The following is a 15,891-nucleotide window of genomic DNA, read 5'->3' on the forward strand; positions in this document are numbered from 1 at the left end:
AATGAAAGGAGCATCCTAATTGAAGGTCATTGTTGAGCATACGATGGCGGACAATATCCCTGTACTGCATGTATGCAAAGAAGATTTTATAAAAGATGAGCTGCCGCTTGTTGTGTTTATCCATGGATTTACGAGCGCAAAAGAGCATAATTTGCACATTGCCTATCTTTTGGCGGAAAAAGGTTTGCGAGTAGTATTGCCTGATGCGAAATTTCACGGAGAGAGGGATGAGAATCTTTCAGAGGCTGACTTAAATTTAAATTTTTGGAATATTGTTATCAGTTCTGTTAAAGAGCTCGAAAAAATAAAAAATTATTTTTTTGAAAAAGAATTGATTGATGGGAAAAATATAGGGGTAGCGGGAACTTCCATGGGCGGTGTTGCTACACTTGGAGCGCTCACCCAATATCCGTGGATCAAAGCTGCTGTCAGTTTAATGGGCAGCCCACATTATCAAAAATTTTTCAAATATCTTGTGGACTCCTATCAAAAAGCAGGCTATACCTTTCCGTTGTCTGAAGAAGAAATTCAGCAGCAATTTGATGCGTTGTATGAGTATGATTTATCCGTACATAAAGAAGCGTTATGCAACCGCCCCCTTTTGTTTTGGCACGGGATGAAGGATCAAGTTGTACCATTCGCTCCTACTTATCAATTTTATGAAGAGATAAAGCCGTTGTATGCTGACAATCCGGAACATTTGGCATTTATTGCGGAAAAGGATGCAGGGCATAAGGTGTCTCGAAAAGGGGTGCTAGAAACGGTTGAATGGTTTGTACGGCATTTGAGGTAGAAAATTTTTAATGTGACATAAACTTCGATATAATGATATTAACGAATATAAGAGGAGTGGATCGAAATGGATGAAGCGCTGAAGGAAAATATAATGGGTGCTCTTGAACAGGTTATTGACCCAGAACTCGGCATTGACATTGTCAATTTAGGATTAATATATGATTTGGAACTGAACGATGAAGGAGTCCTCAAAGTAACTATGACATTGACGGCAATGGGATGCCCCCTTGCTGGAACAATTGTTCAACAAGTAAAAGCTGCGCTTGACGGAATTCCAGAAATCAAAGATGTCGATGTCAACATCGTTTGGAATCCACCTTGGACGAAGGACCGCATGTCCAGATACGCAAAAATTGCCTTAGGTATTCAATAAAAACTTGTGCAGACTGGCGGAAAAGGCCAGTCTTTTTTATTATGCAAATGTTTTATCAATTTGACTGCAAGTGTCATTATGTTTTTATTTTCGTCTTTATCGCTTCTTTTGTTTATCTCTCACCATAATGGAGCTTTTATCCCGAAACATAATTTGCATTTTTTCTTCAGCATGGCATATCTGAATAATTTGCAAGGGATTCCCTGCTCTCTACTACATTAAGAATCCTTGTTTTTGAACAGAAAAATTATAAATATACAATTGATTTTATTTTTATACAGTATTATAATGGTAACTAATTTAACGGAATGAATTGAAGGTGATTGAGGTTGAATATAGGAATTATCGGGGCAACAGGATATGGCGGTGTGGAACTTTATCGAATTTTAGCCAATCATCGGTATGTCGAAAACATTCATTTATATACATCTTCAGCAGAAAAAAAGAGCTATATTGACGAATATCCGCATTTATCCCATATAAAAGAAAATGAACTAAAACCGTTAGAGCCGGATCAAATAAAAGAAGAAAATGATGTTGTTTTTCTTGCGACGCCGTCGGGAATATCTGCTTCACTGACGACGGAATTGCTTGACGATCAATTGAAAATCATCGACTTATCAGGCGATTTAAGGTTAAAAAATAGTGATGATTATGAAAAATGGTATAAAAAAGCACCAGCGCCTGAAATGCTTTTGCAGGAAGCGGTATACGGCTTGACAGAGCTGTATCGTGAGGATATTAAGAACGCTAAAATTTTGGCGAATCCTGGATGCTATCCAACTGCAACCTTGCTTGGCCTAGCACCGCTTGTGCGGGAAAAAATCGTCAAAGAGAACTCGATCATTGTTGATGCAAAATCGGGTGTTTCAGGTGCAGGTCGAAACGCTTCGCTTGCTACAAGCTTTGTTGAAATACAAGATAATTTCAAAATTTATAAAGTACATCAGCATCAGCATATACCGGAAATTGAACAGGAGCTTCATAAGTGGGACGAGAAAGTCGGCTTCATTTCGTTCAGCACCCACTTAGTGCCGATGACAAGAGGGATTATGGCGACAATGTATATTGAATTATTAGAAGAATGGAATACTTCAAAATTAGTAGATTTATATGAATCATTTTATAAACATTCACCATTTGTGAGAGTGCGTACAAACGGAACGTTCCCAAGCACAAAGGAAGTGTACGGCTCGAATTATTGCGATATCGGTCTTGCATTTGATCAAAGAACAAGTCGGTTGACAGTCGTATCTGTCATTGACAATTTGATGAAAGGCGCTGCAGGGCAGGCAGTGCAAAATTTCAACATTATGTCAGGATTCCAAGAAAATGAAGGACTAAACTTTTTGCCAGTATATCCATAACATCAAGGAGGACTTCTAGTGACAACCAAAATAAGAAAAATAGACAACGGTTCAATTACAACACCGAAAGGCTTTTATGCAGGCGGCTATGAAGCGCACATCCGCTACACTCATAAAAAAGACATCGGCATCATTTATAGTGACGTTTCAGCAACAGCTGCAGCTGTTTACACACAAAACGTTGTGCAAGCTGCCCCAATTTTTGTGACAAAAGAGAGCATTGCAAAGGAAAACAAAATTCAAGCGGTGATTGTCAACAGCGGCAACGCCAATGCCTGTACAGGCGAAAAAGGTTTAAGCGATGCATACGCAATGCGGAAATGGACGGCTGAAAAGCTTGGAATTGCAGATCATCTTGTGGCTGTCGCTTCAACAGGAGTAATTGGCGAATATTTAAACATGGAAAAAGTCCAAGAGGGGATCAACAATATTGAATATGAACGTTCATCAGCAGGAGCCAAAAGCTTTGCCGAGGCTATTTTGACAACAGATACGTGTGAAAAGACTGCCTGTTATCAATTTGAAATCGAGGGAAAACAGGTGACCATCGGTGGAGCAGCAAAAGGATCGGGGATGATTCATCCCAACATGGCGACAATGCTCGGGTTTTTGACGACAGATGCGAATATCGATGAAAAATCGCTGCAGCAAGCTTTCTGGGAAGTTATCGATGAAACGTTTAATCAAATAACCGTTGACGGCGATACATCAACAAATGATATGGTGCTTGTTTTAGCAAACGGAAAAGCTGAACACTCAATGCTGACGGAAGAGCATCCAGATTGGCCTGTTTTTAAAGAGGCGTTGAGAAAAGTAAGCGAAGATTTAGCAAAGCAAATTGCCAGAGACGGTGAAGGTGCGACAAAATTGATTGAAGTTTCTGTTAATGGGGCTAAATCAAAGCAGGAAGCGAACATCATTGCCAAGACGATTGTCGGATCCTCCCTCGTCAAAACTGCAATATATGGAAAAGATGCGAACTGGGGAAGAATCTTGTGCGCCGCCGGCTACAGCGGAGCGGAATTCGATCCGAATCAAATGGAAGTGTATCTCGGCCATATCTTATTATTTAAAAACGGATTGCCAGTTTCATTTTCGGAACAAGAAGCGATCCAATATTTGGATCAGGAAATCGTAGAAATCAAGGTAATGTTAAATAATGGTGAAGCACAAGGAAAAGCATGGGGATGTGATTTAACATATGAGTATGTCAAAATCAATGCAAGTTACCGGACATGATAAACCGATTGTTGTCATTAAGCTTGGCGGCAGCATGCTGGAACAGCTGTCAGAAAGCTTTTTAGACAGCATAAAAGAACTGTTAACTACGAAACGGGTCATTATCGTCCACGGTGGAGGACCGGACATTAACAATATGTTGACAAAATTAAATGTAAAAAGCGAGTTTTACAACGGCATGCGTAAAACGACAAAAGAAGTGCTTGAAATTGCAGAAATGGTTCTTTCAGGAAAAATTAACAAACAGCTCACGGCTCTGTTGACACAAAAAAGTGTGAAAGCGATCGGTCTTTCAGGTACTGATGGTCAGCTAATTGTCTCGTCATTTTTAGATGAAGAAAATCTTGGCTTTGTCGGCAAAGTCGAGCAGATTAATGATGAACTATTGCGTTCGCTGCTAATTCTTGACTATGTTCCAGTCATTGCCCCGATCGGCATAACGGCGGATGGGCAAAAATTAAATATCAACGCAGATCTGGCTGCTAGTGCAATTGCTGAAAAAATAAATGCGGAACAGCTGCTGTTTGTGACGAATGTTCCGGGAATTTTATATGATGGCAAGCTTATTGAAGAAGCGACGGAAACGATGATCGAAAAACTCATTGAACAGAAGGTTATTTACGGCGGGATGATTCCGAAAGTACAGGCGGCTTTAGATGCGCTTTCTGATCAGCTTGAGCATGTGATGATTGTGAGCGGCAACGACCGTATTTTTAAGGAAGGGAAAATGATCGGAACGAAAATTACGAAAAAACGAGAGGTCGTGGTCAAATGAGTTATTTATTTCCAACCTATGCGAAGTGGGATGTGGCAATTGAAAAAGCAGAAGGAAGCTATGCATATGATGCAAACGGAAAAAAATATTTAGATTTTATTTCCGGAATTGCTGTATGCAACCTAGGTCATTGTCCGAAGCAAGTGGCGGATGCCATCACTGAACAGCTGCAAAAGGTATGGCATACTTCTAATCTTTTTCATATCCCCCTTCAAGAAGAGGTTGCCAAGCAATTGGTGGAGCATTCAAGCGGAGATGCCGTATTTTTTGCGAACAGCGGCGCCGAAGCGAATGAAGCCGCCATTAAACTGGCTAGAAAACATACCGGCAAACATAAAATCATTACATTTTACCAGTCTTTTCACGGCAGAACATTTGCGACTATGACGGCTACTGCTCAAGAAAAAGTACATAAAGGGTTCGGTCCTCTCATTCCTACGTTCGAATATCTCCCTTACAATGATGCAGCTGCGGTGAAAAACATTCATGATGAGGATATAGCTGCTTTTATGCTGGAAGTGGTTCAGGGCGAGGGAGGAGTTATTCCTGCAACGAAGGAATTTTTACAGGCAGTAGAAGAAAAGTGCAGGGAGATCGGCGCATTATTCATCGTCGATGAGGTGCAAACTGGAATCGGACGCACCGGAAAAGCATTCGGCTACCAGCATTACGGCATTTCTCCGGATATTATCACTGTCGCCAAAGGATTGGGAAGCGGATTTCCTGTCGGAGCCATGATCGGAAAACAAGAATTGATCGAAAGTTTTTCACCGGGAACACACGGTTCAACGTTCGGCGGGAATTATTTGGCTATGGCAGCTGCGAAAGCGACTTTGGAAACTGTTTTTCAGCCAAGCTTTTTGCAAAGCGTTCAGGAAAAAGGTCAGCGGCTGTTCGAAGGTCTATCAGAACTCTTGAGAGATGTGCCTACTGTAAAAAAAGTGCGGGGTAAAGGATTGCTGCTTGGAATTGAGCTGGATATTGAGGTCAATAAAGTGCTTGCTTCTTTAAGAGAAGAAGGACTTCTAGCACTTTCAGCTGGATCCAATGTGTTACGGCTTCTTCCTCCGCTCACTGTTTCGAATGAAGAAATTGATTTAGGACTGGGCATTATTGCTTCTGTTTTGAAAAAAGAAAAGATCTTCTCTTCCTAAAAGATAAGAATTTTCTTGCAAATTGTTGTATAAATATACATCAAAGAGGTGTTCAATATGCAAGGTTATCTTGTATTAGAAGATGGAACAGTTTTTGAAGGCAAGATGGATGAAATCGTGTCTCCTGTTAAAGGAGAACTCGTTTTTTATACAGGAATGACAGGATATCAAGAGGTGTTGACAGATCCTTCCTACAAAGATCAAATCGTCGTTTTTACGTATCCGCTTATTGGCAATTACGGTATCAATGATCAAGATTTTGAAAGCAAAAAGCCGCAGGTGAAAGGGGTCATCCTTTTTCAGCTGACTGAACACTATTCCCATTATAAAGCGAACCGTTCATTAAAAGACTATTTACAAAAATGGAATATTCCTTATTTAACAAATGTTGACACGAGAGCTGTTGTCAAACAAATCCGATCAAAAGGGACATTGCATGCGGTCATTTCAAAAGACAAACAATACGACTCTCAGGATAAGCTCTCCGATTTTCCGATTCGCGATGTTTCTGCAAGCGAAATCGAAACGTTTGGCAATGGTCCGACACACATTGCACTAATTGATTTTGGATTTAAAAAATCGATTTTGAATTCTTTGCTGAAAAGAGGCTGTAAAGTTTCAGTCGTTCCGTTTCATCAAATGGAAAAAGTGTTTGAAATCAAGCCGCATGGCATCGTGCTGTCGAACGGGCCGGGCGATCCAAAGCAAATGAAAAATTATTTTTCTACATTAAACCAATTGATGAAGCAATATCCGACGCTCGGGATTTGTTTAGGGAATCAGCTGATTGCCCTGTCGTTTGGCGGGAATACAACAAAGCTCAGATTCGGGCACCGCGGAGCAAACCATCCGGTAATTGATCAAAAAACAGGAAACGTATTTATTACATCACAAAACCACAGCTATGTGGTGGATAAAAAAAGCTTGGAAAAAACACCTCTTAAATTGCGATATACAAATGTCAATGACGGCTCAGTTGAAGGGCTTGAGCATGAAAAATTGAAAGTCATGTCTGTTCAATTTCATCCGGAAGCCCATCCAGGACCGGAAGATGCTAGTTTTATTTTTGATGAATTTTTAGACACATATGTAGCAGCAGGGAGAGAAAAAGTCTATGCCTAAAGATACATCATTAAACAAAATACTAGTGATCGGTTCAGGTCCGATCATTATCGGCCAAGCGGCGGAATTTGACTATTCTGGGACACAGGGATGCTTGGCGTTAAAAGAAGAAGGATTTGAAGTTGTACTTGTTAACAACAATCCTGCAACGATTATGACCGATACGAAAATTGCCGATGCGGTCTATTCAGAGCCGCTTACGGTGGAAAGCATTGAAAAAATAATTGCAAAAGAACGTCCAGACGGCATTTTGGCAACATTGGGGGGGCAGACGGCTTTAAATCTAGCTGTGGAGCTTGATCAGGCAGGGATTTTGCAAAAATACGGCTTGAAACTGCTCGGAACCTCGATCGAATCGATTCAAAAAGGGGAGGACCGGGAGCTATTTCGAAAGCTGATGATTGATTTGAACGAGCCGATCCCGGAAAGCAAAATTGTGGAGGATGTTCCGTCCGCCCTTCAGTTTGCTGATGAAATTGGTTTTCCGATTATCATTCGTCCGGCTTATACGCTTGGCGGCAAAGGCGGAGGCATCGCCTACAACCGAGAAGAGTTTATTTCCATTGTCACAAATGGACTTAAAATGAGCCCAATCAATCAAGTGCTTGTGGAAAGAAGTATTGCCGGATTTAAGGAAATTGAATATGAAGTGATGCGCGATGCAAAAGGTACTTGTATTACCGTCTGCAATATGGAAAACATTGATCCAGTCGGAATTCATACTGGGGATTCGATCGTTGTTGCCCCATCTCAAACATTAACAGATGAAGAATATCAAATGCTCCGGCAGGCGGCTTTGAAAATTATCGATGCATTAAAGGTAGTCGGGGGCTGCAACATTCAGTTTGCACTTGACCCTGAAAGCAAGCAATATTACGTGATTGAGGTCAACCCTAGGGTAAGTCGCTCTTCCGCACTTGCTTCGAAAGCGACTGGTTACCCAATTGCCAGAATGGCTGCAAAGCTAGCTGTTGGCTACTCATTAGCGGAGCTGAAGAACCCGTTAACGATGTCGACATATGCCAGCTTTGAACCTGCACTTGACTATGTAGTTGTCAAATTTCCGCGCTGGCCGTTTGATAAATTTACAAAAGCAGATCGGAAGCTTGGAACAAAGATGAAAGCAACCGGCGAAGTGATGGCGATCGAACGGACGATGGAAGCCGCTCTGCAAAAAGCTGTGGAATCGTTGGAATTAAATAATATCGGCATTTATTTGCCTAAGCTTGTGAAAGAAGATACGTCAGCTCTTATTAACCGCCTCCAGCATGCAGATGATGAACGCTTTTTCATCTTAATGGAGCTGTTAAGAAGAGGAGTTTCTATAGATGAGCTTCACAGCCAGACAAAAATTGACTATTATTTCTTGCATGTTTTCAACCATCTAATTGAACTTGAAGGAAAAGCGAAAAAAGAAAAGCTGTCTCCAAGCCTTTTAAAAGAACTGAAATTTTTCGGCTTTTCCGACCGTTCGATTTCATATTGGCAAAAGACAGAAGAAAAAGAAATCCGAAAGCTCCGCAAAGAGTGGGGGATTAAGGCCATATTCAAAATGGTTGATACATGTGCCGCAGAATTTGAAGCGAGAACAAATTATTTCTATTCTACGTACGTTTTCGGTGAAAACGAAGCTGTCTCCACAAGAGGAAAGAAGAAGGCGCTTGTCATTGGTTCCGGCCCGATTCGCATCGGACAGGGAGTTGAGTTTGACTACAGTGCTGTTCACTGCATTCAAACATTGCAAAAGCTTGGATATGACGCGATCATGATCAACAATAATCCTGAGACGGTCAGCACTGATTATGAAACAGCGGATCGATTATATTTTGAGCCGTTAACAGTCGAGCATATATTAAATGTTGTTGAAAATGAAAACATTGACGTAACGCTCGTCCAATTTGGCGGCCAGACGGCGATCAACTTAGCGGAGAAGCTTGAAAAAGCAGGCGTGAAGCTGCTTGGTACAACTTCTGAGCTTCTGGACATATTGGAGGATCGAGAAAGATTTTATCAGCTATTAGACGAAACGAATATCCCGCACATTCAAGGAGCAATGGCACATACAAAAGAGGAGGCGATATCGGAAGCGAAAAAGCTGCGGTATCCGATCCTGTTAAGACCTTCATATGTTATTGGCGGAAAAGGCATGGTGAAGGTAAAAAATCAAGAAGAGCTGCTTTCGTTAGTGGAGCAGACGGACGAAAATCATTTTCCTCTTCTTTTAGATGAATTCCTTTTTGGTCAGGAAGCGGAGGTTGATTTAATAGCTGACGGGAAAAATGTGTTTATTCCGGGATTTATGGAGCATATCGAGCCCGCTGGTGTTCATTCTGGCGATAGTTATGCGATTTTTCCAGCTGTGTCGTTGTCAAAAGAAATAAAAGAAAAAATGACCGACTATGCGGAAAGAATGGTTCAACATTTGCAATATAAAGGCATTATGAACATTCAATTTTTAATTGATGGTCAGGACGTTTATGTGCTGGAAGTGAATCCGCGTGCGAGCCGGACTGTGCCGATCGTCAGCAAAGTTGCCGGAGTGCCGTTAGTAGATCTTGCGACAACCATTTTAACCGGAAAAATGTTAACTGACTTACATCCTCAAATAGCAGCCCATGAATATGTGGCTATTAAATATCCGGTATTTTCAACGCACGCCCATTCAGATGTCGATATGAAACTAGGTCCGGAAATGAAATCGACGGGCGAAGGAATGTGTGTCGGCAAATCTGTGGAGGAAGCGATGCGGAAGGTATTCGATCATTTATTTCCAATTCATTCGGACGGTATTTTTGTGGATGGAGATAAGAAAGATGATGTACTCGATTATATAAAACCGGTAACGGATAATTTTGAAAGTTGGCTTGAGAAAAAAGAAGCGGTGCTTTATTATAATCCGGAAGAAAACGATCAGGCAAAGGCAAGACGACAAAAAGCGCTTGAACGAGGAATTATGGTATTGACGGAAGAAGCATCATTTCAGGCATTTTTAAGTGCACTAACAGTTAGCAAATACACGCCTATTTCTTTACATGAACTGTCAGATAAAGGAGTCGAAATGAGTTTATGAGCACACTTAAAGGTCGTAACGTTTTAAAGCTGCTTGATTTTACATCAGAAGAAATTCAATATTTGCTCGAGGAAGCATTGAAATTAAAGCAAAATCCGCTATCAAACGTCCTTCATGGGAAAACGCTGGCGATGATTTTCGAAAAATCATCCACTCGAACTCGTGTCTCCTTTGAAGTAGGAATGCTGCAATTAGGGGGACATGCGCTTGCCCTTTCTTCAAAAGAGCTTCAGCTCGGGCGCGGTGAGACAATCGCTGATACAGCGAGAGTATTGTCGCGATATGTGGATGCCATTCTTCTCCGCACAACTGACCATAATCGGGTCAAAGAGCTTGCCGAATATGCAACTGTCCCTGTCATCAATGGTTTGTGCGACTTGTACCATCCTTGCCAAGCGTTAGCTGATTTATTGACAATTTATGAGCTGAAAGGCAAATTTTCAGGCGTAAAAGTCGTTTATGTTGGCGACGGCAACAATGTCGCCCACTCCCTTATGGTTGGCTGCGCAAAAGTTGGCGCTCATTTTACGATCGCAGCCCCAGAAGGCTATGAGCCAAATGAAAGCATTTTGAAACAGGCGAAAGAAATTGCTGGCGAAACGGGCGGGAAAGTCGAATTAATTCATAATCCAGACGAAGCGGTTCAGGATGCTGATATTATTTATACGGACGTTTGGGTCAGCATGGGACAGGAAGAAGAAACAGAAGCAAGAATGAAAGCATTTAAACCGTTTCAAGTAAATCAATCCTTGCTGGCAAAAGCAAAACGAGATGCAAGCTTCCTTCACTGCCTGCCGGCTGCGCGCGGCTTGGAAGTGACAGATGAAGTGATGGACGGAAGCCAATCAGCGGTATTTTTGCAGGCCGAAAACCGCCTTCATGCGCAAAAAGCAATTTTAAAAGAAATTATGGCTTAACAAGATCTTTCGTTGATAAAGCAGGATGATCTCCTGCTTTTTTTCTTTTGAAACCGGGGCGAAAGGTTTTACTCTACTGCATATATATCCAGACAAAAAAGAACGACAGGTGAGACAATTTTGGGAATAATTGTAAATAATGATTCTCACAGAAACAGTAAAAAGAGCTTTTGACCCAGCATTCGGTGCTTGCACGCTTAAACGATTTTTTCAAAAGGATGCCATATGCAGTGAGTTCGATTTTGGGCGTTGAGTAAAGTTTCGAAGTACATCACATAATGAAAATTATCAAAGGTGTTTCTGTCTATACATGAAAAATCTTCTGATAGCCAACAATAATGTCCAAGGAGGGATGATTCATGGGTCAAAATCGTCAATTCAGGCCTGGTCAAAAAGCACCTAACAACGGAATCTACATCGAAGTCGGCGAGACCGGATCGATGGTGGTCGATCCCAAAAAGGTTGAACTCAAAGCAGGAGATCGATTCCCCGAAACATCCAACCATAATCGGGTTTGGACCTATAAGCGCAAGCCGTAATATTTCGAACAACGCTAAGCCATTCTGAAAACGAATGGCTTTACTTGATTTATAAAGAAGTTATAATAAAATTAAAGGTCAAAAAAAGTCAAAATAGGGGCGTTTCGGTATGGATGTAAATCAATTCACGGAGAAGCTGCAAAAAGGTCTGGTAGAAGCTCAAAAAATCGCAAAAGAACATGAACATCAAGAAGTGGATGAATTTCATATTTTACTTGCTTTTCTGCGGCAGTCTGACGGGATTTTTCCAAGAATTTTAGAAAAGCTTAAATGTCCTGTACAACAAATTGAGGCAGCGATCAACGAGTATTTACAAAAAAAGCCGAAAGTATCTGTTCACGGAAACGGTGAGGTAAATATTTATATTTCCCGTACTCTTTCAGAAGCTTTTGCAAAAGCGGACGAAATAAGGAAAGATTTTCAAGATGATTATTTATCAGTTGAACATATTATATTGGCATTTTCCGAATCGAGCTCAAAAGAAGTGAGAGAGCTTTTTCAGCAATATCACTTAACAAAAGCTGCCATATTGAAAGTGTTAAAGGAAATAAGGGGGAATGCTCGGGTGACATCACCTAATCCAGAAAGCACTTATGAAGTATTGGAGAAATACGGCCGTGATTTAGTTAAAGAGGTGAAAGAAGGAAAAATTGACCCTGTCATTGGCCGTGATCAAGAAATTCGGCGCGTGATCCGAATTTTATCAAGAAAAACGAAAAACAACCCGGTGTTAATCGGTGAACCAGGGGTTGGAAAAACAGCGATCGTGGAAGGATTAGCCCATCGGATTGTACGAAAAGATGTACCGGAGGGATTAAAAGATAAAACAATATTTGCTTTAGATATGAGCTCGCTCATTGCGGGAGCCAAGTTTCGCGGAGAATTTGAAGAAAGATTAAAAGCTGTTTTGCAAGAAATTAAAAAGAGCGATGGACGGATTATTTTATTTATTGATGAATTGCACACAATAGTCGGGGCCGGCAAAACAGAAGGAGCAATGGATGCCGGCAACATGTTAAAGCCGATGCTTGCGAGAGGTGAGCTGCACTGCATAGGAGCAACGACACTTGATGAACATCGCAAGTATATTGAAAAAGATCCGGCGCTTGAGCGGCGTTTTCAACAGGTGCTTGTGAGCGAACCGTCTGTGGAAGACACGATTTCTATTTTACGAGGACTAAAAGAACGGTTTGAAATCCATCATGGAGTCAAAATTCATGATTCGGCGATTGTAGCTGCGAGTGAGCTCTCGCACCGCTATATTACAGAACGCTTCCTGCCTGATAAAGCGATTGATTTAATCGATGAAGCATGCGCGATGATCCGCACGGAAATAGATTCAATGCCGACAGAACTTGATGAAGTGACGAGAAGGATTATGCAGCTTGAAATTGAAGAGGCTGCATTGAAAAAAGAAACGGATGACATCAGCCGAATCAGATTGGAAGAGTTGCAAAAGGAACTTGCAAATTTAAAAGAGAAAGCAAATGAAATGAAGGCGAAATGGCAGCTTGAAGTCGAAGGTATTCAACAGCTTAGAAGCTTGAGGGAAGAGCTGGAAAAAGCACGCAGAGATTTAGCTGATGCTGAAAATGAATACGATTTAAACAAAGCGGCTGAGCTGCGCCATGGAAAAATTCCGGCGCTGGAAAAACAAATCAAACAACTGGAAGAAGAAATGAAGCAGAAAGAGGAAAACAAGATGCTTCGCGAGGAAGTAACAGAAGAGGAAATTGCCGGTATTGTGTCAAGATGGACTGGCATTCCGGTAGCAAAGCTTGTACAAGGGGAAAGAGAAAAGCTTCTGAAGCTTGAACAAATATTAAAAGAAAGGGTCATCGGGCAAGACGATGCAGTTGAATTAGTATCGGATGCAGTTTTGCGTGCGCGGGCAGGCATAAAAGATCCGAACAGGCCGATCGGCTCCTTCCTCTTTTTAGGTCCGACAGGGGTCGGGAAAACGGAGCTGGCGAAAGCATTGGCAGAAGCGCTTTTTGACAGCGAGGACGAAATAGTCCGCATTGATATGTCGGAGTATATGGAAAAACATTCTGTCTCAAGGCTGATCGGCGCACCTCCGGGTTATGTCGGATATGAAGAAGGAGGACAGCTGACGGAAAAAGTTCGGAGACATCCGTACTCGGTTATATTACTGGACGAAATCGAAAAGGCTCACCCAGAAGTGTTTAACATATTGCTGCAAATGCTTGATGACGGCAGGGTGACCGATTCGAAAGGAAGAACAGTTGATTTTAAAAATACAGTGATCATTATGACATCCAACATCGGTTCTCAGCATTTGCTCTCCGGTTTAAATGATCAGGGGGAAATAACAGATGAAGCGAAAAAGAAAGTTCTTGATGAGCTTTCCATGCATTTCCGGCCAGAATTTTTAAACCGGATTGATGACACGATCCTGTTCAAGCCTTTAACAATGAACGAAGTAAAAGGAATAGTAGAAAAACTTTTAAAAGAGCTTCAAGCGCGCCTATCCCATAAACAACTTACACTAAAGATTACAGATGAAGCGAAGGAATTCATTGCAAAAAGAGGATTTGATCCTGTATTTGGCGCACGGCCGCTGAAACGGTTTATTCAAAAGCATGTAGAGACAAAACTTGCGAAAGCGGTTATTGCTGGAACCGTTCATGATCGTGACCAAGTTCTGTTAGGGGTAGAAAATGAAGAAATTGTTATAAAAACGGATTTGCATGCTCATGAGAAGAGCGGAGCAGCAAAATTAGAATAGCTATAAATGGATATTAAAACCCTTCTCAATCGAGGAGGGTTCTTTTTTTTGTGCGGACCATGTAGACATAGGAAACTGTGTCCTGGTGGCGGGGAATCTGATTCGGAGACTAAAAACAGGGCGATATTCCTATCAGGCTAGTTTCATGGGGAGATTGCACAGCTAAGCAAGCCTGATTCTGCCTAAAAGACTAGAAAACTATAATTGGAAAAGTGTAGTGCTTTATAAGTTTTTCCGCCAATCTTAGTTGTGCTGACGTATACGTAACAGCTTCATGTAAATTTGCTAGGCTGAAATCTTAATTATACTGACGTATATGTTAACTGGTAAGGGTCTGTCCAAAGACAAATCTCCATTGAAAACAAAAAATCACAGGGGATGTCTTAAGCCCAAAAATGACTTATTAGACTATCCCCTTTTTTTGAATTTGTCTATATTATGGCGTAACAAGTGAGGCTTCGCCGATAGCAGCAGGCATCTAATCGCTGATTTTCGTTTTAAATAAAAAGAAATTGGCAATTCGCCAATTTCGACAAATTCTTAATGCTCTTCTGAAGGTTCAGCCGGAATTAACTCCCCAATTATAAAGAGAAGTACGGTAAAAACAACAGAGATTATAATTGCTGTTGAAAAATGGAATGCAGAGCCTGTCATGGAAGAAACAACATAGCTGGCCATGTTGACAAGCAAAAACGTCCAAAAAAATGTTGCGAAATATCTCATTATCTTCACCTCGTTTATTCCTGTCTTTACTTATATTATCATACAACATTTTTCATGAAAACGGTTGTTTCGCGATTTTTTTGCGAGCCTTTTTGACATTTCGTACATACATTATAAAAGGTCATCGATGGAAAGGTGGTGGGCAAATGGAAGGTGTTTCGGAAAGATTTTTTCAAATTGAAAACGAGTGGAATGTCATTCATCTTCCGGAAAAGCCGAACGGATTCGGCATCTTGATCATTGGCGATCGAACCCATTTTGTTGAAAATGGTTCAAGCTACTGGTTGGAGCATTACGGGCGGCGTCAGCTGATCAATACGTTAAAAAGCTGCGGATATACATTGTTTCATTCCAATCTTTACGGACGCCATTGGGGCAGCTCTCACGCCGTTTTGTTGGCAAAACAGCTTTATCATCTTGTCATGAAACAAGAAATTTTAAATAAAAAAATCCATATACTGTCTGAAGGTATAGGAGCACTCGTTGCGCTGCAGTTGATGGAAGAGATGCCAAATTCCATCCGTTCATCGGTGATGATCAATCCTTGTTTGGACATAAAAGCCCAAATAGCGGAAGAGAAAAAGAATAAATTTTTTTACAAACAAATGATAAAAGAACTATCAAAAGCTTACCAATTAGATGAAAAAGCTGTCACCCATTATCCCTTTGTCCGTATACAAGACTTTGTATCAAAAATACCTGTAGGCATCTGGCAGAAAATGAACGGGGGAAGCTATTCCTATAAAATTCATGGAAAAAAATATGAGGAATGGAGAAAGCAGCTGAAAGCTCCAATTCAATTCACATTTTATTTCCAGGAAAATATAAATCGGATCCATGATATGATAAGAAGTTTTTACAAAGAGCATGAAAGAATCTTATAGAAAAGGAATTGAGGACTGGGCGAAAATGCTCAATAAGTGAGCAGGCTGCCCCCTTTTTGTTTGAAAAGGGCATTGGACTAATCTCTTCTTTTTTCGCATACGATACAATAATAGTTTTTTCATAAAGGAGCATTCCTGTTAGAAGTTTTTTCGGGGACTTGAATAAAAAAAGCCCTCTTGGTAT

Annotated in this window: 13 protein-coding genes; 12 read left to right on the forward strand and 1 reads right to left on the reverse strand. The window is 41.0% G+C overall.

All coding sequences use genetic code 11. The features are described from left to right. Nucleotides 1-43: 43 nt before the first annotated feature. From NSQ44_RS05275 to clpB, 11 genes are all read left to right on the forward strand, one after another. Nucleotides 44-793 carry an alpha/beta fold hydrolase gene (locus NSQ44_RS05275; RefSeq protein WP_340858124.1) on the forward strand — a complete coding sequence of 250 codons (750 nt, stop codon included), beginning with the start codon at nucleotides 44-46 and terminating at the stop codon, nucleotides 791-793. A gap of 66 nt (nucleotides 794-859) precedes the next feature. Then, complete coding sequence (locus NSQ44_RS05280) at nucleotides 860-1,168, forward strand: metal-sulfur cluster assembly factor (RefSeq protein ID WP_063387022.1); 309 nt, start codon at nucleotides 860-862, stop codon at nucleotides 1,166-1,168. Nucleotides 1,169-1,497: 329 nt separating this feature from the next. Then, complete coding sequence (gene argC / locus NSQ44_RS05285) at nucleotides 1,498-2,535, forward strand: N-acetyl-gamma-glutamyl-phosphate reductase (protein ID WP_340786132.1); 1,038 nt, start codon at nucleotides 1,498-1,500, stop codon at nucleotides 2,533-2,535. 18 nt (nucleotides 2,536-2,553) lie between these two features. Then, nucleotides 2,554-3,774: a bifunctional ornithine acetyltransferase/N-acetylglutamate synthase gene (argJ, locus tag NSQ44_RS05290; RefSeq protein WP_340855448.1), complete on the forward strand. Its 1,221-nt coding sequence runs from the start codon at nucleotides 2,554-2,556 to the stop codon at nucleotides 3,772-3,774. Continuing rightward, the gene (argB, locus tag NSQ44_RS05295) at nucleotides 3,737-4,549 is read left to right on the forward strand and encodes an acetylglutamate kinase (protein WP_340855451.1); all 813 of its coding nucleotides are present in this window, start codon (nucleotides 3,737-3,739) and stop codon (nucleotides 4,547-4,549) included. The genes argJ and argB overlap by 38 nt, the downstream gene beginning before the upstream one ends. Continuing rightward, complete coding sequence (locus NSQ44_RS05300) at nucleotides 4,546-5,703, forward strand: acetylornithine transaminase (protein ID WP_144596632.1); 1,158 nt, start codon at nucleotides 4,546-4,548, stop codon at nucleotides 5,701-5,703. The genes argB and NSQ44_RS05300 overlap by 4 nt, the downstream gene beginning before the upstream one ends. A 57-nt stretch (nucleotides 5,704-5,760) precedes the next feature. Further along, entirely contained in the window at nucleotides 5,761-6,825 is a 1,065-nt protein-coding gene (locus NSQ44_RS05305) for a carbamoyl phosphate synthase small subunit (protein ID WP_340855455.1), read from the forward strand. Continuing rightward, nucleotides 6,818-9,895 carry a carbamoyl phosphate synthase large subunit gene (locus NSQ44_RS05310; RefSeq protein ID WP_340855458.1) on the forward strand — a complete coding sequence of 1,026 codons (3,078 nt, stop codon included), beginning with the start codon at nucleotides 6,818-6,820 and terminating at the stop codon, nucleotides 9,893-9,895. The genes NSQ44_RS05305 and NSQ44_RS05310 overlap by 8 nt, the downstream gene beginning before the upstream one ends. After that, the gene (gene argF, locus NSQ44_RS05315) at nucleotides 9,892-10,812 is read left to right on the forward strand and encodes an ornithine carbamoyltransferase (RefSeq protein ID WP_066248375.1); all 921 of its coding nucleotides are present in this window, start codon (nucleotides 9,892-9,894) and stop codon (nucleotides 10,810-10,812) included. The genes NSQ44_RS05310 and argF overlap by 4 nt, the downstream gene beginning before the upstream one ends. 359 nt (nucleotides 10,813-11,171) lie before the next feature. Further along, nucleotides 11,172-11,351, forward strand: a complete 180-nt coding sequence (locus NSQ44_RS05320) for a YjzC family protein (RefSeq protein WP_063387015.1) — start codon at nucleotides 11,172-11,174, stop codon at nucleotides 11,349-11,351. 109 nt (nucleotides 11,352-11,460) lie between these two features. Further along, nucleotides 11,461-14,100 carry an ATP-dependent chaperone ClpB gene (gene clpB, locus NSQ44_RS05325; protein ID WP_340855461.1) on the forward strand — a complete coding sequence of 880 codons (2,640 nt, stop codon included), beginning with the start codon at nucleotides 11,461-11,463 and terminating at the stop codon, nucleotides 14,098-14,100. A gap of 540 nt (nucleotides 14,101-14,640) precedes the next feature. Here clpB and NSQ44_RS05330 read toward each other — a convergent pair. Continuing rightward, nucleotides 14,641-14,823 carry a YjzD family protein gene (locus NSQ44_RS05330; protein ID WP_063387013.1) on the reverse strand — a complete coding sequence of 61 codons (183 nt, stop codon included), beginning with the start codon at nucleotides 14,821-14,823 and terminating at the stop codon, nucleotides 14,641-14,643. Nucleotides 14,824-14,969: 146 nt separating this feature from the next. Here NSQ44_RS05330 and NSQ44_RS05335 point away from each other — a divergent pair, with 146 nt between their 5' ends. Further along, the gene (locus NSQ44_RS05335) at nucleotides 14,970-15,707 is read left to right on the forward strand and encodes a hypothetical protein (protein WP_311067038.1); all 738 of its coding nucleotides are present in this window, start codon (nucleotides 14,970-14,972) and stop codon (nucleotides 15,705-15,707) included. Nucleotides 15,708-15,891 lie beyond the last annotated feature (184 nt).

This window comes from Aeribacillus sp. FSL M8-0254 (assembly GCF_038008845.1).
In the GTDB taxonomy this organism is placed as follows: Bacteria; Bacillota; Bacilli; order Bacillales; family Aeribacillaceae; genus Aeribacillus; species Aeribacillus composti.

Bases quoted from the DNA above. Each gene is read 5' to 3' on its own strand.
- NSQ44_RS05280 (WP_063387022.1), top strand. From the start codon at position 860: ATGGATGAAGCGCTGAAGGAAAATATAATGGGTGCTCTTGAACAGGTT.
- NSQ44_RS05275 (WP_340858124.1), top strand. From the start codon at position 44: ATGGCGGACAATATCCCTGTACTGCATGTATGCAAAGAAGATTTTATA.
- NSQ44_RS05320 (WP_063387015.1), top strand. From the start codon at position 11,172: ATGGGTCAAAATCGTCAATTCAGGCCTGGTCAAAAAGCACCTAACAAC.
- argB (WP_340855451.1), top strand. From the start codon at position 3,737: ATGAGTATGTCAAAATCAATGCAAGTTACCGGACATGATAAACCGATT.
- NSQ44_RS05310 (WP_340855458.1), top strand. From the start codon at position 6,818: ATGCCTAAAGATACATCATTAAACAAAATACTAGTGATCGGTTCAGGT.
- NSQ44_RS05305 (WP_340855455.1), top strand. From the start codon at position 5,761: ATGCAAGGTTATCTTGTATTAGAAGATGGAACAGTTTTTGAAGGCAAG.
- clpB (WP_340855461.1), top strand. From the start codon at position 11,461: ATGGATGTAAATCAATTCACGGAGAAGCTGCAAAAAGGTCTGGTAGAA.
- NSQ44_RS05330 (WP_063387013.1), bottom strand. From the start codon at position 14,823: ATGAGATATTTCGCAACATTTTTTTGGACGTTTTTGCTTGTCAACATG.
- NSQ44_RS05300 (WP_144596632.1), top strand. From the start codon at position 4,546: ATGAGTTATTTATTTCCAACCTATGCGAAGTGGGATGTGGCAATTGAA.
- NSQ44_RS05335 (WP_311067038.1), top strand. From the start codon at position 14,970: ATGGAAGGTGTTTCGGAAAGATTTTTTCAAATTGAAAACGAGTGGAAT.
- argF (WP_066248375.1), top strand. From the start codon at position 9,892: ATGAGCACACTTAAAGGTCGTAACGTTTTAAAGCTGCTTGATTTTACA.